Here is a 22,743-nt window from a genome sequence, read left to right as displayed (position 1 = left end):
AAAGAAGAAATATGGGGTCGTCCCAGAACCGGGGGCATCATCCGAACGGATGATGCCGGGGGGTTCAAACCCGGGCCGACTTTTTTCGCGGATTCGCCGGCCACCAGAAGCGGTCACCCAGGAGGGTGGCCAGGGCCGGGACCAGGAGGGTACGCACGAGCAGCGTGTCCAGCAGCACCCCGAGGCCGACGATGACTCCGATCTGGGTCAGCGTGATGATCGGCAGAACGCCGAGCACCGCGAACACCGCCGCGAGCAGGATTCCCGCACTGGTGATGACCGCGCCGGTCGCCGAGAGGGCGTGAATCATGCCGTCCCGGGTGCCGCGGTCGGCCGCCTCCTCGCGGGCGCGCGTGACCAGGAAGATGTTGTAGTCGACGCCGAGCGCCACCAGGAACAGGAAGGCGAACAACGGCACCTGGTTGTCGAGGCCGTCGCGGAACAGCAGGGACCCCGCGCCGAGCGCCGCCGCGAAGCTCGCGATGACGGTGGTGATCAGCAGCAGCGCCGCGACCGCCGCGCGGAGCAGCAGGCCGAGCACGAGCAGGACGACGAGCAGGATGGCGGGCACGATGACGGCGAGGTCGTGCCGGGACGCGTCGCGGTTGTCCAGGTCCGTCGCCACGCTTCCGCCGACCAGGGTTCCGGGTACGGCGTGGACGGTGCTGCGCAGCGTACGGACGGCGGTGTAGCTCTCGGGCGTGCCCGGCGCCGCCGTGAGCACCGCGTCGATCCGGACCACCGACGGGGTCTGCTCGGCGATGCGGGACTGGGCCACGCCGGGCGTGGAGGCGACCGCCGCCTGCACCTCCCGGGCCCGCTCCGGGGGCGTCAGGACGACGACCGGGCTCGCGGCGCCGGCCGGGAAGGAGCGGCTGAGGGTGCCGAGGCCGTCCACCGATTCCGCCTCGACGCGGAACTGTTCCGTCTGGGACAGGCCGAGGCTCGTGCCGGGGATGCCCGCCGCCAGGGCGCCCAGGACCACGATGGACACCACCGTCACCAGGCCCGGACGGCGGGCGACCGCGGTGCCGGCGCGCGACCAGAGGCCGTGCGAGAGCGGTGTGCCGGTGCGGGGGACGAAGGGCCAGAACAGTCCGCGGCCGCACACCACGAGCGCCGGGGGCAGCACGATCAAGGCGAAGAGCGCCGCCACGCCGATGCCGAGCGCCGCGGTGACGCCCAGCGCGACCGTGTCGCCCAGGCGCGCCAGCAGCAGGGTGAGCAGGCTGAGCACGACCGTCGCCGCGCTCGCCGCGACGGCGGGACCGGCGCCGCGCAGAGCCCGCCGCATCGCCTCGCGGCGGTCCTCGTGCCGGTGGAGCTCCTCGCGGTAGCGGGAGATCAGCAGCAGGGCGTAGTCCGTGCCGGCGCCGAAGACGAGCACGGTCACGATGCCCACCGTGGAGTCGCCGATGGTCAGGCCGGTGTGCCGGGACAGCACCGCGACCAGGCCGCTGCTCACCTGGTCGGCCAGGCCCACCACGGCGAGCGGTACGAGCCACAGCACCGGGCTGCGGTACGTGACGAGCAGCAGCACGGCCACCACGACCACGGTGACGATCAGCAGGTTGGTGTTGGCGCCGGTGAAGCTGTCGGCGATGTCCGCCGCGAATCCCGCCCCTCCGGTGACCTGCGCGGTCAGGCCCGCGGGCAGGCCGGCCTTCGCCGTCTGCCGCAGGGCGCCGACCTCGGCGATGAGCTTGTCGGCGGCCAGGTCGGCCGGCAACGGTACGGCGATCAGCGCCGCGTCCCGGCCCGGCGAGAACACCGGCGGGGAGGAGGCGCGCAGGGCGCTCGCGTCCGCGGTGATCTTCCGCGTGTCCGCCTCGGTCAGGGCCGCGCCGCCGCGGCTGTAGACGATCAGCGCCGGGTTGCTCTGCCCCGACGGCAGCTGGCGTTGCAGGGCGGCGACCCGGGTGGACTCGGCCCCGGCGGGCAGGGTGGCGGTCGGGTCGTGGGACGTACGGACGTCCCCGGCGAGACCGATCACCGCCCCGGCGGCCAGCACGGCGACCAGCAGCACGAGCCAGGCCGTCAGGCGGCCGGTGAGCGTACGCAGCACGGTAAATCCCTCCACCACAAAGTATCTCGACAATCGAGATTCTCCGCGACGGAGCCCGGATCTGCAACACTGGCGGTGTGTACCGAGCGAGAGAATCGGAGCGCGACCGGCTCCGGGAGGAGATCGTCACCCTGCTGCGGTCGTACAGCGTCGAGGCGCAGCAGGTCGGGCATGCCTTCGCCCAGCGGCACGGGCTGCATCCGACTGACCTGCAGGCGCTCATCGCGGTGATGCACGCCGAGGGGCGTGGCGATCCGCTGACGCCGGGGCGGCTGGGCGAGGAGATCGGGCTGTCCTCGGGCGCGACCACGGCGGCGATCGACCGCCTCGAGCGCTCCGGGCACCTGCGGCGCAGCCGGGAGAGCACGGACCGCCGGGTGGTGCACCTGCGCTACGGCGAACCCGGGATGGCGCTCGCGACGGCGTTCTTCGGCCCGCTGGGGCAGCGTACGGATGAGGTCATGGCCGGATTCGACGATGCGGAACTGACCACGGTGCACCGCTTCCTCGCCGCCATGAACGAGGCGCTGGCGGCACACCACCACGAGGTACGCCAGGCCGGCTGACCCCTCAGTCCAGGACCTCATCCAGCGGCCGCCGCGGCGTGACCCGCCCCGCCTGCCCGAAGCCGATCCGCAGCGCGATCTGCGGGATGCCCGTGCGGCCCAGCGACCGCCGCAGCTGTTCGCGCGCCGCGGGCACCTCGATCGGCTGGGAGATCATGGAGGTCGCCAGCCCGGCGTCGGTCGCGGTGAGCAGCACCCGCTGCAGTGCCTGGCCCGCCGCCACCTGATCCACCGGCCGGTCCGCGGCCGTGCCCAGCACGGCCAGCAGTGGCTCGGGCTCGAAGTCCCGGCCGGCCGCCCGCCGGCGCTCGGAGTACGGGCGCTGCGGCAGCAGGTCGTGCGACTCGACGGCCGGCGCGCCCGCGGTCACCGGCACGCCGTCATGGGCGGCGTCGGCGTGCGCCCAGGCGAAGAACTCGGCCTGGTAGTGCGGATCCCGGCGCAGCACCCGGTCGGCGCTGCGCGCGATCTCGCCGAACGCCGTCAGCGCGGTCCCGCCCACCAGGAGGTCCAGCCACGCCGCCTCGGCGCGGGCCGCCTCGATCAGCCGTACCCGGATCTCGGACGGCACCGCGTCCGGCCAGAAGGGACGCCGGTTGCTGAAGCGCCGCGGGATCGCCGCCGCGAGATCGGCCTCCGGGTAGGTCGCGGGCCGCGGCGTGGCCGGCGTGAGCCGGGCGATGAGATCGCCGTGCGGGTGCAGCAGGACCTCCGCGGGGCGGCCGGCCACCACCAGCGCCATCCGGGCGTTGAAGGTCGCCGCGCCGCAGGCGATACGCACCGCCCAGCCGGTCGAGTCGGCGACGGTCAGCTGCCGCGAGCGGTCCGCCAGTACCTCGATCACCCCGTCGTGCAGCCGGAACCGCCAGGGCTGCGAGTTGTGCAACGAGGGTGCGCGGACCGCTGCCGCGGCGGCGGTGCGCAGGTCGTCGGCGGTGTATCCGGTCATGGCCGTACTTTCTCGATCACGTCGGACGGCTCGCGCCGCGGCGCGGCGGGCGGCGGCGTGGGGGACTCGGCATAGCCGATCCGGACGCCGATGTAGGGCTCGCCGATGCCGGCGAGCAGGCCGCGCAGCAGCTGCCGAGGCCATTCGACCTCCACCGCGTCGCTGAGCGGGGACGTCGCCAGGCCGTCGGCGGTGGCGGCCAGCAGCAGCGCCGACATGGCCTCGCCGCCGCGCAGGACGTCGGCGGGCCGGTCGGTGAGGCCGAAGATGATCACGTACGCGGTGCCGGCGTCGTACCCGGTGCCCGCCTCCAGCCCCGCTTCGCCGTCCGGCACGAAGTCGCGCACCGGGACGCGCCGCAGCGCGGGCCGCACCGCCGTGGCGGCGGGCACCCCGTCGCCGGAGCCCTGCGGCCGGTTCGTCCAGTGCCGCAACTCCTCCCGGTACGCGGGGTCCAGCTCCTCGGCGTCCCCGGCCAGCTGGGCGGAGATCGCCAGCATCGGCATCTGGTCGCGGCGCACGACGTGCAGGTACGCGGCCTCGGCCTCCACGGCCCGGCGGAGCGTGGTGAGCTGGGCGTCGGTGACGGGGCGGTCGGCATACGCACGCCGGTCGGTGCGCCGCCGGGGGGCCGCGTCCCTGAGCCGGGCAGCCACCGGGTCGGCGGGCTGCTCGCCGGTGACGGTGATCCGGGCGAGCAGGTCCGGCTCGCCGGGGTCGCAGAGGCGCTCGACCCGCACCCGGTGCCCTGCCGCCGCGAGGGCGACCCGGGCGTGGTGCAGGGCGGCGCCGCAGCTCAGCAGCAGGAGGCGGCCGTCCGGGTCGGTGGCCGCCAGCGCGCGGGAGCGGTCGGCGTACAGGGTCATCGTGTCGCCGCTGATCCGCCACTTCCACGGCTGGGTGTTGAACACCGAGGGGGCGTAGAGCGAGATACGGGCGGCTGCTTCGAGGTCGGTCACCCCACCACGATCCGGCCTGGGGCACCGGGCCGTTCAGGGCCGAAGGTCCCGACCTCAGGCCCCCAACGGCACGCGCCAGCTCAGCACGGTGCCGCCGGCCGGTCCCGGACCGATCTCGAAGGTGCCGCCCAGGTCGCGGGCGCGCTCACCCATGTTGACCAGGCCGCCGCGGGCGGCCGCCGGGTCGGTGCCGACGCCGTCGTCCTCGATGCGGATCGCCACCTCGCCGTCGGCGGTGCGCACCGACACGCGTACGGCGGAAGCCTGGGCGTGCCGCGCGACGTTCGACAGCGCCTCCCGCACCACGGCGAGCAGCTCGGGCACCACGTCGTCGGGCACCGCGCTGTCGACCGGGCCGGACACGTCGAGCGCCGGGCGGAAGCCGAGGGCGGCCGAGGCGGCCTCGACCGCGTCCCGCAGCTCGGTCCGCAGCGACGCCCCGACCGGCGCGCGCAGTTCGAAGATCGACCGGCGGATGTCCCGGATGGTCGCGTCGAGGTCGTCGACCGCGGCGTTGATGCGCTTGGCCGCCTCGGGGCGCAGCGCGTGCGGCGCCACGCCCTGCAGCTGCATGCCGGTGGCGAACAGCCGCTGGATGACGACGTCGTGCAGGTCCCGGGCGATGCGTTCGCGGTCCTCGAGCACCACGAGCTGCTCGCGTTCCTCCTGGGCGCGGGCACGCTCCAGGGCGAGCGCCGCCTGCCCGGCGAAACTGGACAGCAGCGCCGTGTCGTCGACCCCGCCGATCGCGGCCCCGGCGACGATGAGCACGCCCTGCGGCATGTCCGCGCCCGCCAGCGGCGCGGCGGTGGCCGGGCCCTGCGGCACCGGCCCGGGCCAGTCGGCGACGTCGGCGAGGCTCGTCCCCTCCGAGCCGAGAGCCTCGAGGTCCACGGAGAGTGTCTTGCCGACCATCGCGTCCGCGCCGTCGGCGACCTCGATGGTGTAGCGCGCACCGTCGGCGTCGGCCAGCAGCACGAGCACCAGCTCCGCCTCGGCGATCTCGCGGGCCCGGCGCGCGATGAGCTGGAGGGCCTCCTTGCGGCGTACGGTGCCGAGCAGCACGGAGGTGATCTCGGCGGCGGCGGCGAGCCAGCGTTCGCGGCGTCGCGCCAGGGCGAAGAGGCGGGCGTTGTCGATGGCCACGCCCGCGGCGGCGGCGAGGGCGACCACGATCTCCTCGTCGTCGTCGGTGAACTCGTCGGCGCCCTGTTTCTCGGCGAGGTAGAGGTTGCCGAAGATCTGGTCCCGGGTGCGTACGGGTACACCGAGGAAGCTGTGCATGGGCGGGTGGTGGGGCGGGAAGCCGTACGAGCGCGGGTGCTGGGTGATGTCGGGCAGGCGTACCGGGTGGGGGTCGGTGATGAGCAACCCGAGCACGCCGCGGCCGTGGGGCAGGTCGCCGATCTTCGCGTGGGCGGCGGGGTCGATGCCGTGGGTGATGAAGTCGGACAGCTCCCGGCGGTCGGGCGCCAGCACACCGAGGGCGCCGTAGCGGGCGCCGACGAGCGCGCAGGCGGACTGGACGATGCGCTGCAGGGTGCTGCGCAGGTCGAGGTCGGTGCTGATGCCGACGACGGCGTCGAGCAGGGCGCGCAGGCGCTCGCGGCTGGTGACGACCTCGCCGACGCGGTCGAGCATCTCCTGCAGCAGCTCGTCCAGGCGGACCCGGGACAGGGGGGTGAGCCCGAGCGACGGCGGCTCCTTCATGACCCGATGCTATCGAGGGGTCGCGGGGCGGTCCGCCTGCCACGCTCGATCAGCACGGGGCATCCGGCGTGGTGGGGCTTCTCCTGCCACGGCGCGAGCCCGTGCTCCAGGCGGTCGCGTTCGTGTTCCTCCGCCGCCGCCGGCGGAGGACGACCACCGGACCCTCCGCACGGGTGGCGACGCGCTGGCTCACCGAGCCGAGCAGCAGGCTCGCGAAGCCGCGGCCCTGCGCCCGCGCCGCGTCCAGCGGACGGCGGCCTCGCCCGGTGTGGTGCCGCCGGTGCCGACGACGATCGGTGACGTTCTCATGCCTCGATCGTCGCGGGCGCCGTTCCCGCGCGGCAGGGCTGCGAGGCCCCGCGACACGGGACCTAGGACCCTTGGTGGCCGGGACCCGTGGCGGGTAGGAAGGAGACATGATCCGTGTCTTCCTGCTCGACGACCACGAGGTGGTCCGCCGCGGCCTCGCCGACCTGTTGCACGCCGCCGGGGACATCGAGGTGGTGGGCGAGTCGGGCTCGGCGCAGGAGGCGACCCGGCGGATTCCCGCGCTCCGGCCCGACGTCGCGGTGCTCGACGCCCGGCTGCCCGACGGCAACGGCATCGACGTGTGCCGGGACGTGCGCGCCGTCGACTCGTCGATCAAGGGACTGATCCTCACCTCGTACGAGGACGACGAGGCGTTGTTCGCCGCCATCATGGCCGGGGCTTCCGGGTACGTGCTCAAGCAGATCCGCGGCACCGACCTGGTCGACGCCGTACGCCGGGTCGCGGGCGGCCAGTCGCTGCTGGACCCGGCGGTGACCCAGCGGGTGCTGGAGCGCATCCGGCACGGCGTGGAGCAGCCCCGCGAGCTGGCCTCGCTCACCGACCAGGAGCGGCGCATCCTCGAGTACGTGGCGGAGGGGCTCACCAACCGCGAGATCGCGGGACGGATGTTCCTCGCCGAGAAGACGGTGAAGAACTACGTCTCCAGCCTGCTCGCGAAGCTGGGCCTGGAACGCCGGACCCAGGCCGCCGTCCTCGCCACCCGGCTGCTGGGCGAGCACCCGCGCTGAGGTCAGCTCCCGGCGAGGATCAGCCGGCGCAGCGCCGGACCGGCCGGCTCGGTGAGCGACAGGACGACCCGGGTGCGCGGCGCCGCGTCGGGGTCCTCGGCCACCTTGCCGCGCAGCGACTCCGCATCCACCCGCAGCCCCAGCAGCGGCGCGTCGGCGGGCGTCACCGCTCCGGTCAGCACGGCGGCGGCGAGTGGGTCGTGCAGCGGCACCCGCCGCTCACCGAGCACGGGCTCGTAGTAGTCGAAGTACGCCGTCAGCATTTCCGCCAGCGCGGTGCCGAGCGGCGTGCCGTGGGCCCGCAGCGCCTCCTGGTCCTCGGGGACGAAGCAGTGCTGCATCGTGACGTCGAGCGGCACCAGGGTCACCGGCCAGCCCGCGGCGAGCACCTCGGCCGCGGCCTCCGGGTCGGTGGCGATGTTGGCCTCGCCGTGGCCCGTCACGTTGCCCGGCACCCGGACGGCGCCGCCCATCACGGTCACGTCCCGGACCAGCTCCGGCAGACGCGGCTCACGGCGTACGGCGATCGCCAGGTTGGTCAGCGGCCCGGTGGCCAGCACCCGCAGCGCGCCGGGGCGGGCGCGGGCCAGCGTGATCAGCAGGTCCGCCGCGGCGACCGGGACGGGGTCGGCGGCGGCGCGGGGCAGCACGACCCCGCCGATCCCGTTGCCGCCGTGCACGCGGTCGGCGCCGCCGCCGAAGAGGCCTCGCAGGGGATGCCGGGCGCCGGCCGCCACCGGTACGTCCCCCCGCCCGGCCAGGGCCAGCAGGTCCAGCGTGTTGCGCGCCGCCTGGTCGGCGCCGGTGTTCCCGCTGACCGTGCCCACGCCGAGCAGGTCGGTGGTGCCGAGCAGCAGGGCCAGCGCGAGGGCGTCGTCGACGCCGGTGTCGCAGTCGAGGTAGACGGGTCCGGTCATGGCGTCACGCCGTTCCGGAGAGGCTGTTGTAGTCGGGTGCACGCTCCTGGCCGGACAGCGCGGCGATGGCATCCATGATCTGGTCGGTGGCCTCGCGCCGCGCCCGGCCCGGGCTGCCCGCGGGCGGGCCGAAGCGGATCGGCTCGCCGAACCGGACGGTCACCCGGCCGGGCCGCGGCAGCCGTGCGCCGATCGGCTGCACCCGGTCGGTGCCGATCACCGCCACGGGCACGACCGGTGCGCCGGACGCCAGCGCCAGCCAGGCCACCCCGGTGCGCCCGCGGTAGAGCCGGCCGTCCCGCGACCGGCTGCCCTCCGGATGGATGCCGAACGCGTGCCCGTCCTTGAGCACGGTCAGGGCCGTCTCCAGCGACTCCTGTGCCGCCCGGTGGGTGCCGCGCGGTACGGGGATGGCGTTGACGGCGGTCAGGGTGGTGCGGCTGAGGAAGCCGCGTATGCCCGTACCGGTGAAGTATTCGGCCTTGGCCAGGAACGCGACCGGGCGCGGTGCCATCAGGGGGATGAGGAAGCTGTCCAGGAAGGACAGATGGTTTGCGGCGAGGATGACCGGCCCGTCGCCGGGGATGTGATCTCGGCCCTCGACGACCGGGCGGAACATGAGCCGCGAGACGGGGACGAGCATGGCGCGGGCCAGGCGGGGCAGCAGCATCAGGCCTCCAGATAGGCGTCGACGGCCGTCCGCAGCAGGAGGTCGGCGTCGTCGGTCCCGACCACCTCGAGGCTGCCCCAGAGCGAGAGCTGCGCGATGCCGTGCAGGTTGGCCCAGAAGGCGCCCGCCGCGGCCGGCTCGCCGGAGCCGAGCAGTCCGGCGAGGACCGCGAACAGCGGCCTGCTGGCCTCGCGCAGTCCCTCCCTGTTCCCGCTGAGCAGCTCGTGGCGGAACATCAATTCGAACATCCCGCGTTCGGTACGGGCGAACTCCAGGTACAGCCGGCCGAGGGCGAGCAGGCCGTCGCGCGGGGCGCCGCCCAGGTCGAGGGCCGCGACCCTGGCGGAGAACCGGTCGTAGCCGACCCGCGCCACGGCGGCGAGCAGGTCGCGATGGGTCGCGAACCAGCGTCGCGGCGCACCGTGGGAGACCCCGGCGCGGCGGGCGATCTCGCGCAGGGACAGGGCGCCGGTGCCGCGTTCGGCGACGAGTTCCACGCCGGCGGCAACCAGGCGGGCGCGCAGGTCGTCGGGCATAGACAGTGTCTACCAGGGTGCGTAGACAGTGTCTATGCCGTTCTCACCGGTCGAGCAGCTGGGCCAGGTGCAGTGCGGGCCGCTCCCGCAGGTCGGCGACCTGGGTGCGGCAGGAGAACCCGTCGGCGAGCACGATCGCGTCCGGAGCGGCGTCGAGGGCCGGCAGCAGGTTCTGCCCGGCCACGGCCACGGAGACCTCGTAGTGGCCGATCTCGACGCCGAAGTTGCCCGCCAGGCCGCAGCATCCGGCCAGCCGCCGTACCCGGGCGCCGGCCGTCTCGAGCAGGTCGGCGTCGGCCTTCCAGCCGAGCACGGCGTGCTGGTGGCAGTGGGGCTGCGCGACCACGTCCACACCGGACAGGTCGGGCGGCGTCCAGCCGGGCGTCTGCGAGAGCAGCTCGGCCAGCGTGCGTATCGCCCCGGCGACAGCCGCCGCGTCCTCGTCGCCGGGAAGCAGCTCGTGGACGTCGGAGCGCAGCACCGCCGTGCAGGACGGCTCGATACCGACGATCGGGACGCCCTCCCGCGCGTCAGGGGCAAGAGCCGCGACGGTACGGGAAAGGATGCCCTTCGCCGAGTCGAGCTGTCCCGTGGTGATCCAGGTCAGGCCGCAGCACACCGACCCGGACGGCAGCCTCGGCTCGTACCCGGCGGCGCGCAGGACCCGTACCGTCGCCTCGGCCACCTCGGGTGAGAAGGCGTCGGAGAAGGAGTCGGCGAAGAGGATCACCGGCTTGCCGCCGGGCGCCGGGCGGAAGGTACGCCGGAACGGGCGCCGCGCGAAGGCCGGCACGGACCGGCGCCGGTCCACCCCGGCCAGCCGCAGGAGGAGGCCGCCGAGCACGGGCAGGCGGACGCTCAGGTTCGCCAGCCGCGGCGTCCATCCGGCCAGGCGCGCCCAGAACGGCAGCCTGCCCAGCGTGTAGTGCGAGCGCGGCCGCAGCCGTCCGCGATAGGTCTGGTGCAGCACCTCGGACTTGTACGTCGCCATGTCGATGCCGGTCGGGCAGTCCGAGGCGCAGCCCTTGCAGGACAGGCACAGGTCCAGGGCGTCGTGCACCGCCGGGTCGGACCAGTCCAGCTCGCCGCGGACGACCTCCTGCAGCACCCGGGCACGTCCCCGGGTGGAGTCCTTCTCCTCGCGCGTCGCCAGGTACGAGGGGCACATGACGCCACCGGCCGCGGAGTTGTCGGCGCGGCACTTGCCCACCCCGGTGCACCGGTGCACGGCCTGCGCCAGGTCGCCGTCGTCGTGCGGGTACGCCAGGGCCAGGCCCTTGAGCGGGAAGCGGCCGGCGGGCCGGACGTCGGCGTCGACCGGATCCGGGTCGACCAGCACGCCGGGGTTGAGCAGGTTGCCCGGGTCGAAGGCGTGCTTGATCCCGCGGAACAGCGCGATCGCGTCGGGGGAGTACATGTGCGGCAGCAGCTCGGAACGGGCGCGGCCGTCGCCGTGCTCACCGGAGAGCGAGCCGCCGAACTCGCCCACGAGCCGGGCGGCGTCGGTGAGGAAGTCGCGCATCACCTTCGTGCCGCCCGGCTGATCCAGCGGGTAGTCGAGGCGTACGTGCATGCAGCCGTCGCCGAAGTGGCCGAAGGGTGCCGAGGTCATCCCGTACGCGGAGACGAGCTCGTCGAACCGGGCCAGGTAGGCGCCGAGCTTCTCCGGCGGGACGGCGGCGTCCTCCCAGCCCGGCCAGGCCGGCCGGTCCGACGGGGCGCGACCGGCCAGGCCGGCGCCGTCCTCGCGGATCCGCCACAGCCGGGCCTGGGTGGCGGGGTCGGCGACGACCAGCGCGTCCTCGCCGATGCCGTCCGCGGCGAGCCCCCGAGCCCGGGACTCGACCTCGGCGGCGTCGTCCCCGGCGAGCTCGACGAAGAGCCAGGCCCTGCCGCGCGGCAGGGGCGGGACCGCGTCCGGGCCGCGACGGGCGCGCAGCACGTCGAGCAGGCGGGAGTCGAGGCCCTCGCAGGAGGTCGGGCCGTGCGCGACCACCGCCGGGGCCGCCTCGCCGGCGGCCACGATGTCGCGGAAGCCGAGGACCACCACGACGCGTACGGGTGAGTCGACGACCAGCTTGACGGTCGCCCGCGTGATGACCGCGAGCGTGCCCTCCGAGCCGACCAGCGCCTGCGTGAGGTCGAACCGCTCCGGCAGCAGGTGCTGGACGGCGTAGCCGGAGACCTGACGGCCGAACCGGTCGAACTCGGTGCGAGCCGTGGCCAGGTGTTCGCCGACGACCGCGCGTACGGCGTCGACGACCGGCCCGGCGCCCCGCACGCCCTGCGGCCCGGTGGTGAGCTTGTCGCCGGCCGCGGTCAGGAGCTCCAGCCCGGCCACGTTGTCGGACGTCCGGCCGTACGCCAGGGAGCGCGAGCCGCAGGCGTTGTTGCCGATCATCCCGCCGATGGTGCAGCGCGGGTGGGTCGACGGATCGGGCCCGAAACGGACGCCGTGCGGCGTGACGGCCTTCTGCAGGACGGCGTGCACCGTCCCGGGCTCCACCACCGCGGTCCGGGCCTCCGGGTCCACCTCGAGGACCCGGTTCAGGTGGCGGGAGAAGTCCAGCACGATGCCCCGCCCGACCGCGTTCCCGGCCACCGAGGTTCCGGCGCCGCGGGAGGTCAGCGGTACGCCGGTCTCACGGGCGACGGTGAGTGCCGCGGCCACCTCGTCGGCGTGCCGTGGCCGCACCACCGCCAGCGGGGGGATCCGGTACAGCGAGGCGTCGGACGCGTACATGCCGCGGGTGCCCGCGTCGGCGCGCACCTCGAGCCCGGCCGCTTCGAGGGCCGCCACCACTCCCTGTTCCATGAGTAACATGTTACTCATGCGCGCGCTCAGTATGCCCGCCGAGGCGCCCTCGCTCGCCGACGCCGTCGCCCAGGCGGTGCGGGACGGCGTCGCGGCCGGTGAGCTGGTGCCCGAGCGGACGTACTCGGTCTATCAGCTGGCCGACCAGCTCGGCGTCTCCCGCAGCCCGGTCCGGGAGGCGATGCTCCGGCTGGCCGAGGCGGGGCTGGTGGAGATCCGGCGCAACCGTGGCTTCCGGGTCCTGCCGCCCCGCGCGCACGACGTCGAGGAGATCATCGAGATCCGCCTGGCCCTGGAACCGGCCGCCGCACGTAAGGCGGCTCTCCGCGGCACCGACGCCCAGCACGCCGAGATCCGGTCGGCCCTGGACGCCATGGCGGCCGCGGCCGCCCGCGGTGACGACGCGTCGTTCTGGCCCGCCGACCGGACCCTGCACGACCTGCTGCTGCGGGCCTCCGGCAACGCCCGTGCCGCCGCGGTCGTCGACCGGTTGCGCTCGGCGACCGCCCTGCTGGGCCCGCCGACCACGGCCCGCGGCCGCACCCTGACCGAGATCCACGCCGAGCACGAGGTGGTGGTCGCCGCGGTCCTGGCCCGCGACGGCACCGCGGCGGAGGCGGCCATGCGTGCCCACCTGGAGGCCACCGGACGGCTACTGATCGCCCACCTGCGGCCATGACGGTTCTGGCACTCGGTGCCATACTGGCGGCATGACCCTGCGGGAACGTACGCGTCAGGCCGTCCAGGCCGACATCGCCGCGACCGCGATGCGGCTGTTCCTCGACCGCGGGTTCGACGCGACGACGATGGAGCAGATCGCCACCGAGGTCGGCATCTCCCGCCGGTCGCTCTTCCGCTACTTCGCCACCAAGGAGGACATCGTCGTCGGCGACCTGGTCGAGCGGGGCCGCCGGGTGCAGGCGGCCCTCGAGTCCCGGCCGCCGGACGAGGGTCCGTGGGAGGCGCTGCGCGCGGGGCTGGAAACCCTGGCGCGCGACCCGGCGTACTCGACGGAGTGGGCGAGCAAGGTGTTCAGGATGCTGGCCGAGACCCCGTCGCTGCGCGCCCGCCAGCTGGAGAAGCGGCTGCAGTGGCTGGAGATGCTCGTGCCGGACATCGAGCGCCGGCTGGGCGTGGCGCCCGGCAGCCCCGGCGACCCGCGGGCGGCAGCGATCGTCTCCAGCGCGCTCGCCTGCCTGGACGTGGCCGTGGAGGCCTGGACCCGCGGCAGCGGCGAGAGCTCGATCGAGGACCTCTACGACGCCGCGGTCGCCGCCGTGCGCGGCTGAAGGTCGAGCTGGTAGAGCACCGAGCGGTGGGTGGGGACGTACCCCAGGACCTCGTTGATGCGCCGCATCGCCACGTTGTTGTCGGCGGTGTCCGTGAGCAGGCCGGCGATCTGCGGGTGAGCCTCGTGGACGTGCAGGATCGCCGCCGCCTTCATCCAGCGGGCGAGGCCCCGGCCGCGGTGCTCGGGCAGGACCCCGGTGCCGTAGTGCTGGGCGTCACCGCCCTTCCCGCACGGCACGACCAGCTCGGTGAATCCCGCCACCGAGCCGTCCGTCTCGCTCACCGCGGCGACCGTGCAGAGCAGGTCGCCGCGCTTGTCCACGGCGGCCGCGATGGCGCGGACCCGGTCCACGTCCCAGGTCTCGGCCGCGACGTCGGCCTCGTCCATCGGCATGTCGTCCATCGCCCGCCGGGAGGCGGCGAAGCTCGGCGCGAGATCGCCGGCGACCGTACCCTCCCAGCTGATCAGCCGGTAGCCGGGATGCGCCTGCTCGACGAGGGCGGTCATCCGGGGCACGTCCGTCTCGGCCACCGGGAGCCGCGCGAAGGTCAGGTGCAGCACCGGCCGGAGCCCGAGACTCACCAGGAAGGGTGAACCGCCGGCTACCGGCCCGGCCGTCACGGACCGGCGGCCGAGCTCCCGCGCCGCTCCCACCGCGGCTTCGAACAGCGCCGTGCCGATACCCCGGCGGCGCTCCGCGGGATGCACGCGCACGTCGGCCTCGGCCCGGTGGGTCGCGCCGGGCGCGGTGAAGACCCGCAGGTAGGCGACGCCGAGCGGGTCGCCCTCAGCGCCCGTGGCGATCCAGGACAAGCGGTAGGACGACGATCCGGGCTCGGGCTCCCGCCACGGCGTGATCAGCACCGTCCCATTATCCGACGGGCGGGGCCCACCCCGGACGCCGGATCAGGCAGAAGGGGTGCCCGGCCGGATCGGCGAAGACGTCGCCGCCGAGCGGGCGGGCCCCCAGGGCGACCACCGCCCCGGCCGCGGCCGCCGGGTCGTCGACCATCACGTCGAGGTGCATCTGCTGCGGCGTCGCCGGGTCGGGCCAGGTGGGCGCCCGGTGGTCCGGCGCGCGCTGGAACGCGATGCCCGAGGTGCGCTCGTCCGCCGAGACGACCACGAAGTCCTCGTCGCGGTAGGTGATCGGCCGGTCGAGCAGGCGGCTGTAGAACGCCGCCAGCGCCTCGGGGTCCGGGCAGTCCAGGATCAGATGGTGCAGACGACCGATGGCCATGCGGGGGATTATGCCGGGCCGGCCGGTCGGATCATCACCCCTCCGGGTGCGGCGAGAGATCCGGGCCGTGCTCGCCACGGCGCCGGCCGGGCCGTTCACGGGTCCTCAGCATGTGCGCCGGCCAGGGCCGGGACGTGATCGGAGCGCTGACCGGTCATCCCCGGGCCACCGACCTGCGGGCGCGGCTGGTCGAGCTCGATCCGGATGATGTGGACCGGGCGCGGCGACGATCGACGCCTGCGCGGCACTGTGCCGGGTGACCGTGGCCGGCGAGAGCTTAGGGGCCGGCGTCCACCAATGCGAGCAGGACCCTCCACCCCGGATGATGTCCGCCTGCTCGCCTTCGACATAGCGTCGCGGCCACACCTCGGGCGAGGAGAGCCGCAGATGAGGTCCTGGCGCCACCACTGCCGGACGGGTGTCGCCGCCGTCCTGGCAGGGTTTCTGGTCGGCGCCGTCGTGGGGTTGGCCGCCTGCGACGGCGGCGAGAGCGCCTCCGCCCCGCCCACGGCCCGGTCCTCGGAACGGTCCACCGGCCGGGCCGCGTCGGGCGAGCCGGCGGCCACGCGGTCACCGCAGTCCGGCCGGACGACCTCACCGACACCCGGCCAGGCGAGGACGCGGGAATCGTCGCAGGAGCCTGCCCGGGCGACGTCACCGGAGTCTCAGCGGACGACGGAGCCGGCCGGGGCGGCGACCGGGTCGCCGACGAAGACCGCCGTCGTGGCGCCTCCGCCGGCCCGCACCACCACACCGGCCGCGACGACGCCCGCTGCTTCGGCTTCCGCTGCGGGGGCAACCACCGGACCGTCGCACGTCGGGCCGTTCGGATGGGTCCTGCTGATCACGTTGACCGCCGCGGCGGTCATCGGCGGAATACTGGTCCACCGGTCGCACCAGCGGTCGGTATGGGACACCGAGGCCCGGGCCCTGGAGTCCGAGACCCGCGGCTTCACGATCACCAGGCTCGCGCCGGTGCTGAGCACGACGACCACCGGCCGCAGGGGCCTGGCCTGGCCTCCGGTGCGGGCCGGCCTGGCCGATCTCGTAGTGCGCTGGACCGCCCTGGCCGCCCGGGCTTCCGGCGAGGACCGGAGAAGCTGGTCGCTGCGCGTCGAGGCACTGCTGGAGGACCTGATCGCGGCAGTGGACGCCGAGAACGAGGCGCTGGCGGCAGGGCGTGACTGGATGCTCCTGCGTACCCGGGTCGATCGGGCCGAACAGGCTCTGGTCGCGGTTCTCTCGGGACAACCGCAGCCCGAACCACCCGCGGCGGGGGAGCCGGGGCCGTCGGCGTTCCCGACGTGACGACCCCGATCAGGAACCCGGTGCGTCCGCCCACCGCTGGTCGGCGACGCGGGGCGTACCCACTCCGGCCATCCGCAGGGCCGAGTACGCCCCAGCCACTTCGGCCGGCACGTCCACGTGGGCGATGAAGCCCCGCCCCGCCGGCCCGTACCCGTCCCGGTCGTCGGTGAGCCGGGGAATCTCGCCCATCAGCAGGGAGACGTAACGATCCAGCGGCCACATGCCCTCGGGCGGCGACCGGAAGCCCAGCTCGCCGTCGATCAGGTCGACGTACGTGCGGTGCGCGGCGAAGTTCACCACCCGCGCGGCGGGAGCGAGCAGGCGGAAGCCGGCGTCCATACGCCGCTGCATCGAGGCGTCCTGAATGATCAGGATCCGCCGGTGCGGCACCCCTGCGGCGGCGAGCAGGTCCAATGTGTGCCGTACGTTGCTGCCACAGTTCGTCGACTCGTGTTCCAGCAGGTCGACGTGGATGTCGTACCGCTCACGGAGGTAACGGTCGAAGAGGGCCGCCTCGGTCCGGCCCGCCACGTCGTTCCAGCCCATGCGGCGTCGCATCGCCGCACGCAGCACGTCGGTGGAGTGGCCCTGACCGCCGACGATCATGAAGCGGGCGGCGATGTCGTCGGCGACGGCCCGGGCGAACAGGTCGCCCCCGGCGAGGATGCTGCCGCCGAACAGGACGGCCACCTCCACCCGGCCGCCGGCGGCTTCCTCGACCGCGTCGCGGCTGAGCACTGCGGCATCGCGCTGCGCGCAGAAGTCGACGAGGATGTTCAGGTCCGCGGCGATGTCCGTTCCGGTCACGGACCAGAGGCTAGCCGCGGCCGGCCGGCAAGAGGGACGGATCGACGGAGGAGCGGAGCATCGATGCGCGCCATCTGGATCACCAAGGCGGGCGGGACCGAGGTCCTGGAGGTACGCGAGACCCCCGACCCGCAGCCCGGCCGGGGAGAGGTGCGCATCGCGGTCCGCGCCGCGGGGCTGAACTTCGCGGAGGTCATGGCCCGGCAGGGCCTCTACCCGGACGCGCCCAAGCCGCCGTGTGTCGTCGGCTACGAGGTGGCCGGCGTCGTCGATGCCCTCGGGGCGGAGGTCAGCGGCCTCGAGATCGGTCAGCGGGTGCTCGCCCTCGTGCGGTTCGGCGGTCACGCCGACACCGTGTGCGCGCCCGCCGAGCGGGTGCTGCCGATGCCCGACGACCTCAGCTTCACGGAGGGGGCGGCGCTGCCGGTCAACTACCTCACGGCGTACCACATGCTGTTCCGCGTGGCGAACCTTCGCCCCCGGGACCGGGTGGTGGTGCACATGGCGGCCGGAGGCGTCGGGATCGCGCTGCTCCAGCTGTGCCGGACCGTCCCGGACGTCGTCACGTTCGGCACGGCGTCCGCCGGCAAGCACGACGTCCTGCGCGAGGAGGGCTGCACCCATCCCATCGACTACCGCACCGAGGACTACGTGAAGCGGGTGCGCGAGCTCACCGGCGGTGAAGGCGTCGACCTCGTCCTCGACGCGCTCGGCGGCCGGGACTGGAAGCGGGGGTTGCGGCTGCTGCGCCCGGTCGGCCAGCTCGTCGCGTACGGCTTCGCCAACCTCAGCGGCGGTGAGCGGCGCAGCGTCCGCCGGCTGGTCGGTCAGCTCAGCGGCGTGCCGCTGCTGACGCCGTTCGGGATGATGGACCGCAACCACACCGTCAGCGGCGTCAATCTCGGGCACCTGTGGGACCGCTCCGACCTGCTGCGCGAGGAACTGGCGGCCCTGCTCGACCTGTGGCGCAAGGGCGCCGTCCGGCCGCGCGTCGACGGGGTGTACCCGTTCGAGGAGGCCGCCGCGGCGCACCGGCGGATCGGCGAGCGCCGCAACATCGGCAAGGTCGTCCTGGTTCCCTGACGCGGCTAAGGTCCGGAGCCCGGCGCGCCCGCAGGAGTACGCCGGGGCCGACGGGCCTTCTGTTCGTAGAGGCGCGCGTCCGCGTGGCCGTACAGGGTGTCGAAGTCGTCGCCGTGCCGGCCGAACGCCGCGGTTCCCACGCTGGCCGGAGTGCGCCGGGCCAGCGCCCGGCGCAGATCCTCTGCCGTCGGCTCGGCGCCGCCGTCCGGGTCGGCGCCGGTCAGGACCACGAATTCGTCGCCGCCGAGCCGGCCGACGAGGTCGTGCCGTCGTACGCCGGCCTGCAACGTCGCGCCGACCCAGCGCAGCAGGTCGTCGCCCTCGGCGTGCCCGGCCGTGTCGTTGAGCTGCTTGAACCCGTCTAGATCGAAGATCATCAGGGTGGGGCGGGAGCCGGCCCGGTGGGCGTCGCCGATCGCGGCCGTGAAGCGTTCGGTGAAGCCGCGCCGGTTCAGGCAGCCGGTGAGGGCGTCGCGTTCCGACAGGCGGGTCACCAGCGCCCGCTGCCGGGCGGCGGCGAGGCCCTGGGCCGCGCAGGCCGCCGACACCACCACCATGCTCATCAGGTGGATGACGACGTACCAGGTGCTGGGCGCGCCCTGGACGACGGCCATCACGACATACGCCACGCAGACGGAGAGGAAGATCGGCAGGGCGGCGCGCAGCCTCGTCCCGAGCATGATCAGGGGGATGGAGCACAGGAGCCCGGCGGCGAGCGGGGAGCCGACGCCTCCGTCCAGCGCCGCGACCGCCGCGGCACTGCCGTACCAGCACAGCGCCAGGCCGGTCATCACCGCACGGGCCCGTCCCGACCGGCTCAGCCGGTCCGCCAGAGCGACGGCCAGGACACCCAGGATGATCCCGTCCAGGGCCAGCGCCGCAATGGCCACCTGGTGAGGATGCTGCGGCGCGAAGACGAGCAGGTAACTCATGGCGACGGCACCCTTGAGGGCCGACACCAGCCCGGTGTCGGCGATCGAGTGCCGGCGACGCTCGAGCCGGGACACGCTGGCCGGCGTCTGCACGGGCAGACGGGCGCATGCTTCGGCCACGGCCCCCGCGGTCGGCGTCCGGCGCTCGCGGACGGCCTTGTCGCGGTAGAGGCGCACGTCGGCGAGGCGGGTGAGGTCCGCGGCCGTGACCCCGTCGGCCGGCGCGGCCGCGATCCCGATACTCGCCGGCGCCGCGACGCCGAGCGCGGCACGCAACCGCCGGACGACGACGGCCGCGTCCTCCGGCGCCGTGTCCGGCAGCAGGACGGCGAACTCGTCGCCACCCAGACGGCCCACCACGTCGCGCCGGCGCACCCCCTGACGCAGCGTGTGCCCGACCCAGGTGAGCAGGTCGTCGCCGGTGCGGTGCCCGTACGAGTCGTTGATCTCCTTGAACAGGTCGAGGTCCACGAGCACCAGCGTGAGCGGCGTTCCGGCAAGGTCGGCGGCTGCGAGTTCCTCGGCGAACCGCCGGTCGAAGCCCCGACGGTTCAGGCACCCGGTCAGGGCGTCCGTCCGCGAGATCTCCGCCAGCCGGCGTCGCAGCGAGGCCAGGGCCCCGGCATGGCGCAGGGCCAGCAGCGCCACGCCGGCGAACGCGATGCTGCAGAGGACGGGATACGCGGGTGGGACGGGCCGCCCGGTGCCGGCCACCACCGCGTATGCGGCGAGGTCGAGAGCGCCCGCCACGAAGAAGACCCGGGGCGGGACCAGAACTGCCAGGTAGATGAGGTAGAACGGCAGCAGTTCCCCGAGCGGTGTGCCGGCACCTCCGTCCAGCACGCCGAGCGCCGCGAGCCCGGCGATCGTCGCGACGATGCCGAGCACCTGCGCCGGGAGGCGCCACCGCGAGGGGGCGATGACCCGGGCGGCCCACCAGCCGACCGCCAGCACGGCGAGCATGCCGCCGATGACCGCGAGCATGGCCGACCGATGGCGGTGCTCGGGGCTCGCCAGCAGGTACGCCGCGGCCATGAGCGGCCCGGCCGCGCCGAGCAGGGCGCTCGTGCGGATCGCGCGCGAGCGGCCGGGGCCCGGCGCCGACAGGGCGGGGCTCGACAGGGTGGTCATGTCAGACGCTCACGGGCTCCTCTTGGCGGTCCTCCTCTCATCGGCGGGGTCCTGCGGGAGATGAGAGAAGGGCGCAGTCAGGCGAGCCGGGCGAGAATGTGCGCGCCGTGCAGCTGGGCAGTGCCTTCCGCGGGGCGGCCGTGATGGGCCGCCCACAGGGCGGACTCCACCTTGCGGGCCACGCACCAGGCCGCGATCCGCGCCGGATCGAGGTCGAGCTCACCGGCCAGCAGCGCGATCCGGTCGCGCAGGATCCGGGCCGGATCCGGGTACGCGTACGGGTCGTCGACCTGGTCCAGCAGCGGCCACAGGTCGTACGCCGGATCACCGATCATCGGCTTCGGGTCGATCGCCAGCCAGCCGCCGCCCGTGGCCAGGATGTTGCCGGGGTTGAAGTCGCCGTGCACCACCACCTCGTGCGGCGCGGACGCCGGCAGGTCGTGCAGCAGGCGGGCGCCCTCGGCGACGAGGCCGGGGTCGTAGCCGGGACGCAGCCGCGCCATGCGTTCCTCGACCAGGTCCGCCCAGTCCGCGGTCACGTCGACCAGCGACTCGATCGGGTCGGCGGGGGAGGCCTCCGGCAGTCCCGCCGACCACAGCAGGCGCAGCAACCCGGCGCCGACGCGCAGGCGCTCGGACGCCGGCCGGGCGTCGTCGGCGAGGCGGCCGCCCGGGTCGCAGCGCTGCAGGATCAGGGCGTGGCGGCCGGGGTCGTGGCCCAGCAGGCGGACCGCGCCGCGGCCCGCCCACAGACGCAGGGCGGCGGGCTCGGCGTACATCTCGCGGTGCGGCCAGCCGATCTTGACGATCGCCGGGGTGCCGTCGGGCAGGGTCGCCGGCGCCACCCAGCTGCAGCTGCCGCCGTCCAGGGCGGCACCGAGGGTCAGGCCGAAACGGTCGCGTACCTCGTCGATGAGCCCGGGCAGGGCGGCCAGCCAGCGCCGGGCCTCGGGGTTGCGGGACAGCTCCCGCACCACCGGCAGATCCGGGGGGACGGTCACCATGCGATCGGCGCGTAGTCCTTGAGGAAGCAGCCGTACAGGTCCTCGCCACGCTCGCCGCGGACGACCGGGTCGTACACCCGGGCGGCGCCGTCGACCAGGTCCAGCGGGGCGTGGAAGCCCTCGTCGGCGAGGCGCATCTTGGTCGGGTGCGGGCGCTCGTCGGTGATCCAGCCGGTGTCGACGCTGGTCATCAGGATGCCGTCGGCGAACATGTCCTCGGCGCTCGTACGCGTCAGCATGTTCAGCGACGCCTTCGCCATGTTGGTGTGCGGGTGCCCCGCGCCCTTGTAGCCGCGGTTGAACACGCCCTCCATCGCCGACACGTTCACCACGTACCGGCGGGGGAACGGGGAGCGGGTCATCGCCGCGCGCAGGCGGCTCACCAGGATGAACGGGGCGGTGACGTTGCAGAGCTGCACCTCCAGCAGCTCCAGCGGGTCGACCTCGTGCACCCGGTCGCTCCAGCTGTTGGTGGGGGCCAGGTCGGGCACGAGCCCACCGGCGTCCACGGCGGTGGCGGCCGCGATGCGCTCGGGGCTGGCCGAGCCCCCGGTCAGGGCGAGCGCCGTCAACGCGTGCGGGCTGAAGGTGGCCTGATCGACGGCGCCGGTGAGCGCCTTGGGGTGCAGCGCCGGGTCGTGGCCGCCCAGGTACTCCAGCTCCGGCAGCGGGCCGCCGGGCAGCGGCGCCGACTCGGCCGCCACCAGGGCACCGTACGAGCCGGGCGAACGCCGTACCGTCTGGGCCGCGTTGTTGATCAGAATGTCGAGCGGGCCGCGGGCCGCGACCGCATCGGCCAGGGCGACCACCTGGGCGGGGTCCCGCAGGTCGATGCCGACCACCCGCAGCCGGTGCAGCCAGTCGGCGCTGTCGGGCATGGCCGCGAACCGGCGGACCGCGTCGTTGGGAAAGCGCGTGGTGATCGTCGTGTGGGCGCCGTCGCGCAGCAGCCGCAGCGCGATGTACATGCCGATCTTCGCGCGGCCGCCGGTGAGCAGCGCCCGCCGCCCGGTCAGGTCGGTCCGCGCGTCGCGCCGCGCGTGGTTGAGCTCCGCGCAGGCCGGGCAGAGCTGGTGGTAGAAGGCGTCGACCTGGGTGTACCGCTGCTTGCAGATGTAGCAGCCGCGCGGCTGCTTGAGCGTGCCGGCGACGCGGCCGGTGGTCGCGGTCGTCAGTGCCAGACCCGCGGTCTCGTCGTCGATCCGGGTGGGTGCGCCGGTCGCGGTCGCGGCGGTGACGGCCCGGTCGTTCGCGAGTACGGCGTCCCGGCGGTCCCGGCGGCGGCGCAGCTTCACCGTCTTGAACAGGCCGGCGGTGGCCCGGCGTACGGCGACGGCGTCGGGGTGCTCGGGATCCAGCGCCTCCGCCTCGGCGATCACGGCGAGGCAGTCCGCGAGGCGCGCGGGGTCGATGCCGGGCGCGCGCTCGTCTCCCGCGGCGTGCGGCGGCGCGGCTTCGGCGCGTCCGCTGGAGGCAGCGGTCTCGTCAACTGTCGCGGTCATGCTCATCCCGTTCGGTAGTACCCCAACACTCGCAGGGCACTGTACTGACCCGGCCGCCCGAACGGCTCCTCGGTGGGGGAGGAATGGTGCCTTTCCGCCCGTATCGACCGGACTGCGGGTCAGGGTGCGGGGTCACGGTGGTCGGCGAGATCGGCGGTACGGCCCTGTCCGCCGGTCCCGGACGTCTCCGGCGCCGTGGC

The 22,743-nt window shown here is 74.4% G+C and carries 20 protein-coding genes; 6 read left to right on the top strand and 14 right to left on the bottom strand.

What is annotated here, in order from left to right:
- Positions 1–64: 64 nt before the first annotated feature.
- Complete coding sequence (locus ACIBO8_RS29670) at positions 65–2,065, bottom strand: MMPL family transporter (RefSeq protein WP_396118639.1); 2,001 nt, start codon at positions 2,063–2,065, stop codon at positions 65–67.
- A gap of 77 nt (positions 2,066–2,142) precedes the next feature.
- Between ACIBO8_RS29670 and ACIBO8_RS29665 the strand changes: the two genes are divergently transcribed.
- A complete protein-coding gene (locus tag ACIBO8_RS29665; protein ID WP_396118638.1) occupies positions 2,143–2,631 on the top strand; it encodes a MarR family winged helix-turn-helix transcriptional regulator in 489 nt (162 codons plus the stop codon).
- A gap of 4 nt (positions 2,632–2,635) precedes the next feature.
- Here the strand turns inward: ACIBO8_RS29665 and ACIBO8_RS29660 are convergent, their stop codons facing one another.
- Genes ACIBO8_RS29660 through ACIBO8_RS29650 form a run of 3 tightly spaced genes read right to left on the bottom strand, consistent with a single transcriptional unit; the run spans position 2,636 to position 6,249 of the window.
- Entirely contained in the window at positions 2,636–3,580 is a 945-nt protein-coding gene (locus tag ACIBO8_RS29660) for an Acg family FMN-binding oxidoreductase (protein ID WP_396118637.1), read from the bottom strand.
- Positions 3,577–4,539 (bottom strand): Acg family FMN-binding oxidoreductase, encoded by a 963-nt coding sequence (locus tag ACIBO8_RS29655; protein ID WP_396118636.1) that lies wholly within the window; start codon positions 4,537–4,539, stop codon positions 3,577–3,579. Before ACIBO8_RS29655 ends, ACIBO8_RS29660 begins: the two co-directional genes overlap by 4 nt.
- A 54-nt stretch (positions 4,540–4,593) precedes the next feature.
- Positions 4,594–6,249: a GAF domain-containing protein gene (locus ACIBO8_RS29650; protein WP_396118635.1), complete on the bottom strand. Its 1,656-nt coding sequence runs from the start codon at positions 6,247–6,249 to the stop codon at positions 4,594–4,596.
- A gap of 416 nt (positions 6,250–6,665) precedes the next feature.
- Here ACIBO8_RS29650 and ACIBO8_RS29645 point away from each other — a divergent pair, with 416 nt between their 5' ends.
- A complete protein-coding gene (locus ACIBO8_RS29645) occupies positions 6,666–7,307 on the top strand; it encodes a response regulator (protein WP_396118634.1) in 642 nt (213 codons plus the stop codon).
- Between the two features lie 2 nt (positions 7,308–7,309).
- Here ACIBO8_RS29645 and ACIBO8_RS29640 read toward each other — a convergent pair whose 3' ends face one another.
- Genes ACIBO8_RS29640 through ACIBO8_RS29625 form a run of 4 tightly spaced genes read right to left on the bottom strand, consistent with a single transcriptional unit; the run spans position 7,310 to position 12,263 of the window.
- Positions 7,310–8,224 (bottom strand): nucleoside hydrolase, encoded by a 915-nt coding sequence (locus tag ACIBO8_RS29640; protein WP_396118632.1) that lies wholly within the window; start codon positions 8,222–8,224, stop codon positions 7,310–7,312.
- A gap of 4 nt (positions 8,225–8,228) precedes the next feature.
- Complete coding sequence (locus ACIBO8_RS29635; RefSeq protein WP_396118631.1) at positions 8,229–8,894, bottom strand: lysophospholipid acyltransferase family protein; 666 nt, start codon at positions 8,892–8,894, stop codon at positions 8,229–8,231.
- On the bottom strand, positions 8,894–9,430 hold the full coding sequence (locus ACIBO8_RS29630; RefSeq protein WP_396118630.1) for a TetR/AcrR family transcriptional regulator: 537 nt from the start codon (positions 9,428–9,430) through the stop codon (positions 8,894–8,896). Before ACIBO8_RS29630 ends, ACIBO8_RS29635 begins: the two co-directional genes overlap by 1 nt.
- 43 nt (positions 9,431–9,473) lie before the next feature.
- Positions 9,474–12,263 (bottom strand): FAD-binding and (Fe-S)-binding domain-containing protein, encoded by a 2,790-nt coding sequence (locus ACIBO8_RS29625; RefSeq protein ID WP_396118629.1) that lies wholly within the window; start codon positions 12,261–12,263, stop codon positions 9,474–9,476.
- On the opposite strand from ACIBO8_RS29625, the gene ACIBO8_RS29620 reads away from it, so the two are divergent.
- Together ACIBO8_RS29620 and ACIBO8_RS29615 are read left to right on the top strand one after the other, a co-directional pair.
- Entirely contained in the window at positions 12,262–12,924 is a 663-nt protein-coding gene (locus ACIBO8_RS29620; protein ID WP_396118628.1) for a GntR family transcriptional regulator, read from the top strand. The two genes, ACIBO8_RS29625 and ACIBO8_RS29620, sit on opposite strands and share 2 nt — an antisense overlap.
- 31 nt (positions 12,925–12,955) lie before the next feature.
- On the top strand, positions 12,956–13,534 hold the full coding sequence (locus ACIBO8_RS29615) for a TetR family transcriptional regulator (protein WP_396118627.1): 579 nt from the start codon (positions 12,956–12,958) through the stop codon (positions 13,532–13,534).
- On the opposite strand, the gene ACIBO8_RS29610 is transcribed toward ACIBO8_RS29615, so the two are convergent.
- Together ACIBO8_RS29610 and ACIBO8_RS29605 are read right to left on the bottom strand one after the other, a co-directional pair.
- A complete protein-coding gene (locus ACIBO8_RS29610) occupies positions 13,501–14,400 on the bottom strand; it encodes a GNAT family N-acetyltransferase (protein WP_396118626.1) in 900 nt (299 codons plus the stop codon). The two genes, ACIBO8_RS29615 and ACIBO8_RS29610, sit on opposite strands and share 34 nt — an antisense overlap.
- Positions 14,401–14,407: 7 nt before the next feature.
- Positions 14,408–14,776, bottom strand: a complete 369-nt coding sequence (locus ACIBO8_RS29605) for a VOC family protein (RefSeq protein WP_396118625.1) — start codon at positions 14,774–14,776, stop codon at positions 14,408–14,410.
- A 387-nt stretch (positions 14,777–15,163) separates the two neighbouring features.
- Here ACIBO8_RS29605 and ACIBO8_RS29600 point away from each other — a divergent pair, with 387 nt between their 5' ends.
- A complete protein-coding gene (locus ACIBO8_RS29600) occupies positions 15,164–16,084 on the top strand; it encodes a hypothetical protein (RefSeq protein WP_396118624.1) in 921 nt (306 codons plus the stop codon).
- A gap of 9 nt (positions 16,085–16,093) precedes the next feature.
- On the opposite strand, the gene ACIBO8_RS29595 is transcribed toward ACIBO8_RS29600, so the two are convergent.
- Entirely contained in the window at positions 16,094–16,891 is a 798-nt protein-coding gene (locus ACIBO8_RS29595; RefSeq protein ID WP_396118623.1) for an ElyC/SanA/YdcF family protein, read from the bottom strand.
- A 63-nt stretch (positions 16,892–16,954) separates the two neighbouring features.
- Between ACIBO8_RS29595 and ACIBO8_RS29590 the strand changes: the two genes are divergently transcribed.
- On the top strand, positions 16,955–17,974 hold the full coding sequence (locus ACIBO8_RS29590; protein WP_396118621.1) for a medium chain dehydrogenase/reductase family protein: 1,020 nt from the start codon (positions 16,955–16,957) through the stop codon (positions 17,972–17,974).
- 5 nt (positions 17,975–17,979) lie between these two features.
- Here ACIBO8_RS29590 and ACIBO8_RS29585 read toward each other — a convergent pair whose 3' ends face one another.
- The 3 genes from ACIBO8_RS29585 to ACIBO8_RS29575 all read right to left on the bottom strand — a co-directional run bounded on the left by ACIBO8_RS29585 (position 17,980) and on the right by ACIBO8_RS29575 (position 22,543).
- Positions 17,980–20,037, bottom strand: a complete 2,058-nt coding sequence (locus ACIBO8_RS29585) for a diguanylate cyclase (RefSeq protein WP_396118620.1) — start codon at positions 20,035–20,037, stop codon at positions 17,980–17,982.
- 77 nt (positions 20,038–20,114) lie between these two features.
- Entirely contained in the window at positions 20,115–21,041 is a 927-nt protein-coding gene (locus ACIBO8_RS29580; RefSeq protein ID WP_396118619.1) for an aminoglycoside phosphotransferase family protein, read from the bottom strand.
- Complete coding sequence (locus tag ACIBO8_RS29575) at positions 21,035–22,543, bottom strand: SDR family NAD(P)-dependent oxidoreductase (protein ID WP_396118618.1); 1,509 nt, start codon at positions 22,541–22,543, stop codon at positions 21,035–21,037. The genes ACIBO8_RS29580 and ACIBO8_RS29575 overlap by 7 nt, the downstream gene beginning before the upstream one ends.
- Positions 22,544–22,743 lie beyond the last annotated feature (200 nt).

This window comes from Actinoplanes sp. NPDC049681 (assembly GCF_044465265.1).
Classification (GTDB): domain Bacteria; phylum Actinomycetota; class Actinomycetes; order Mycobacteriales; family Micromonosporaceae; genus Actinoplanes.
Note: the sequence above shows the minus strand (reverse complement) of the source record. Positions and strands in the feature narration are given on the sequence as shown.

What these genes read in the sequence shown, in the direction of transcription:
- ACIBO8_RS29625 (WP_396118629.1), bottom strand. Translation starts at nt 12,263, where the DNA reads ATGAGTAACATGTTACTCATGGAACAGGGAGTGGTGGCGGCCCTCGAA.
- ACIBO8_RS29580 (WP_396118619.1), bottom strand. Translation starts at nt 21,041, where the DNA reads ATGGTGACCGTCCCCCCGGATCTGCCGGTGGTGCGGGAGCTGTCCCGC.
- ACIBO8_RS29575 (WP_396118618.1), bottom strand. Translation starts at nt 22,543, where the DNA reads ATGACCGCGACAGTTGACGAGACCGCTGCCTCCAGCGGACGCGCCGAA.
- ACIBO8_RS29630 (WP_396118630.1), bottom strand. Translation starts at nt 9,430, where the DNA reads ATGCCCGACGACCTGCGCGCCCGCCTGGTTGCCGCCGGCGTGGAACTC.
- ACIBO8_RS29585 (WP_396118620.1), bottom strand. Translation starts at nt 20,037, where the DNA reads ATGACCACCCTGTCGAGCCCCGCCCTGTCGGCGCCGGGCCCCGGCCGC.
- ACIBO8_RS29605 (WP_396118625.1), bottom strand. Translation starts at nt 14,776, where the DNA reads ATGGCCATCGGTCGTCTGCACCATCTGATCCTGGACTGCCCGGACCCC.
- ACIBO8_RS29590 (WP_396118621.1), top strand. Translation starts at nt 16,955, where the DNA reads ATGCGCGCCATCTGGATCACCAAGGCGGGCGGGACCGAGGTCCTGGAG.
- ACIBO8_RS29620 (WP_396118628.1), top strand. Translation starts at nt 12,262, where the DNA reads ATGCGCGCGCTCAGTATGCCCGCCGAGGCGCCCTCGCTCGCCGACGCC.
- ACIBO8_RS29645 (WP_396118634.1), top strand. Translation starts at nt 6,666, where the DNA reads ATGATCCGTGTCTTCCTGCTCGACGACCACGAGGTGGTCCGCCGCGGC.
- ACIBO8_RS29600 (WP_396118624.1), top strand. Translation starts at nt 15,164, where the DNA reads ATGAGGTCCTGGCGCCACCACTGCCGGACGGGTGTCGCCGCCGTCCTG.
- ACIBO8_RS29660 (WP_396118637.1), bottom strand. Translation starts at nt 3,580, where the DNA reads ATGACCGGATACACCGCCGACGACCTGCGCACCGCCGCCGCGGCAGCG.
- ACIBO8_RS29650 (WP_396118635.1), bottom strand. Translation starts at nt 6,249, where the DNA reads ATGAAGGAGCCGCCGTCGCTCGGGCTCACCCCCCTGTCCCGGGTCCGC.
- ACIBO8_RS29635 (WP_396118631.1), bottom strand. Translation starts at nt 8,894, where the DNA reads ATGCTGCTGCCCCGCCTGGCCCGCGCCATGCTCGTCCCCGTCTCGCGG.
- ACIBO8_RS29640 (WP_396118632.1), bottom strand. Translation starts at nt 8,224, where the DNA reads ATGACCGGACCCGTCTACCTCGACTGCGACACCGGCGTCGACGACGCC.
- ACIBO8_RS29615 (WP_396118627.1), top strand. Translation starts at nt 12,956, where the DNA reads ATGACCCTGCGGGAACGTACGCGTCAGGCCGTCCAGGCCGACATCGCC.